The following is a 2,275-nucleotide window of genomic DNA, read 5'->3' on the forward strand; positions in this document are numbered from 1 at the left end:
CCGATTTCGGGAAGATCGAGCTTCGTCTCATCCGGGTGTTGCATACCTTGATCACGGAACGCAGTGTCTCGCGAGCGGCGATGCGCCTCGACAGCACCCAGCCGGCGGTCAGCGCCCAGCTGCGCCGCCTGCGCGCGCTCACCGGCGACCCGCTCCTGGTGCGCGCTGGCAATGCCATGACGCCGACCGACACGGCGATGCAATTGCTGGGCCCGGCCGGCATCGTGCTGCGCGAGGCCGGCCAGCTGTTCGGGCCGCGCTCGCGACAGCGCGGCTTCGATCCGGCGACCAGCCAGCAGGTGTTCCGCATCGCCGCCAGCGACTACCTCGACCCGCTGTTCCTGCCCGAGATCGTCGCCCACCTGCGCGAGGCGGCGCCGCAGGTGCGGCTCGAGCTGCTGCCGCTCTCGGGCGACTACGACTACCGGCAGCGCCTCGCCGCCGGCGACGTCGACCTGGTCGTCGGCAACTGGCTGCAGCCGCCGGCCGAGCTGCACCTGGGCCGGCTGATGACCGACGAGATCGTCTGCCTCGTCGGCGAGCAGCACCCGGCGGCGAAGGCGCGCGCCTGGTCGGCCGAGCGCTACCTGGACGCCGAGCACGTCGCGCCGCTGCCTTTCCACGCCAACGCACCCGGCGTCGTCGACGAGCACCTCGCCTCGCTCGGGCTGGCGCGCAAGGTCGCGGTCAAGACCGCTCACTTCAGCCTGATCCCGCTCATGGTCGCGCAAAGCCTGCTCGTGCTGACGACCGGGCGGCTGTTCTGCTCGCGCCATGTCGACTCGCTGCCGGTGAAGATCCTGCGCTGCCCGGTCCCGTTCCCGCCGCTCACCTACTACCAGCTCTGGCACGACGTGACGCACGCCTCGGCGTCGGCGCGCTGGCTGCGCGAGCAGGTGCGCGAGGTGGCCCGCAACCTCGCCGGGCACGGCATGCTGAAGCGGCGCGCGTGACGGCCGCGCAGCGCTTCGCCTTGCACGGCGACCTGCTCGACTTCACCGGAACGCCGGCCTGGGGCGACGTCGACCCTTCGGCGCTGCGCTGGCGGCCCGGCCACTGGCTGCTCGTCGACGGCGGCCGCATCGTCGCCGTGCAGGCCGAGGCGCCGGGGCCGGACTTCGAGCGCCACGACCACGCCGGCCGCCTCGTCCTGCCCGGCTTCATCGACACGCACGTGCACAGCCCGCAGATCGACGTCATCGCGAGCTACGGCACCGAGCTGCTCGACTGGCTGACGACGCACACCTACCCGGCCGAGGCGCGCCACCACGAGGCGGCGCACGCCGAGGCCGCAGCGGCGCTGTTCCTCGACGCCCTCGTCGCCCACGGAACGACGGCGGCGGTGGTCTTCCCGACCGTCCACGCCGGCTCCGTCGATGCGCTCTTCGCCGCCGCCGAGGCGCGCGGCATGCGCGTCGTCGCCGGCAAGGTGCTGATGGACCGCAACGCGCCCGCCGACCTCGTCGACACGGTCGAGTCGGCCGAGCGCGACATGCTCCGGCTGATCGCACGCTGGCACGGCCGGGCCCGCCTCGCCTACGCCGTCACGGTGCGCTTCGCGCCGACCAGCTCGCCGGCGCAGCTGGCCCTGGCCGGCCGCTTCTGCCGCGAGGATCCCAGCCTCTACATGCAGACGCACCTGGCCGAGAACCGCGGCGAGGTGGGGTGGGTGCAGGCGCTGTTTCCCGAGGCGCGCAGCTACCTCGACGTCTACGCGCGCTGCGGCCTGCTGCACGCGAAGAGCGTCTTCGCGCACGGCATCTGGCTCGACGACGCCGATCGCGCGGCGCTGCACGCTGCCGGGGCGCAGATCGCGCACTCGCCTTCGTCGAACCTGTTCCTGGGCAGCGGCCTGTTCGGCTGGCGCGCCGCCGAGGCGGCCCGGGTCCGGGTCAGCCTGGCCAGCGACGTCGGCGGCGGCACCAGCCTCTGCCTGCTTTGCAACATGGCCGACGCTTACAAGGTGCAGGCGCTCGCGGGCGAGCGGCTGACGGCGTGGACGGCGCTGCACGCGGCGACGCGCGGCGCGGCCCAGGCGCTCGGCCTGGGCGCGGAGATCGGCACCCTCGAGCCGGGGCGCATGGCCGACGTCTGCGTCTGGGATGTCGCGGTGGGACCGGTGCCGCTGCGCCGGCACGAGGTGGCCCGCACCTTGCATGAGCGCGTCTTCGCCTGGATGACGCTCGGCGACGATCGCAACCTGGTGCAGGCCCGGGTCGCCGGCCGCGCGCTCTACGATCGACCCGCCTTCGCCTCGGGTTCACACTAGCCGTCG

Annotated in this window: 2 protein-coding genes; both read left to right on the top strand. The window is 73.4% G+C overall.

All coding sequences use genetic code 11. The features are described from left to right. Window positions 1-953 (top strand): LysR family transcriptional regulator (locus tag AC30N0_RS03645; protein ID WP_489516574.1); only part of this gene is annotated, 953 nt, incomplete at its 5' end. Then, a complete protein-coding gene (gene guaD, locus AC30N0_RS03650; protein ID WP_489516575.1) occupies window positions 950-2,269 on the top strand; it encodes a guanine deaminase in 1,320 nt (439 codons plus the stop codon). The genes AC30N0_RS03645 and guaD, both read left to right, overlap by 4 nt. Window positions 2,270-2,275: the final 6 nt, after the last annotated feature.

The organism is Rhizobacter sp., assembly GCF_031412495.1.
Taxonomy (GTDB): Bacteria; Pseudomonadota; Gammaproteobacteria; order Burkholderiales; family Burkholderiaceae_C; genus Schlegelella_A.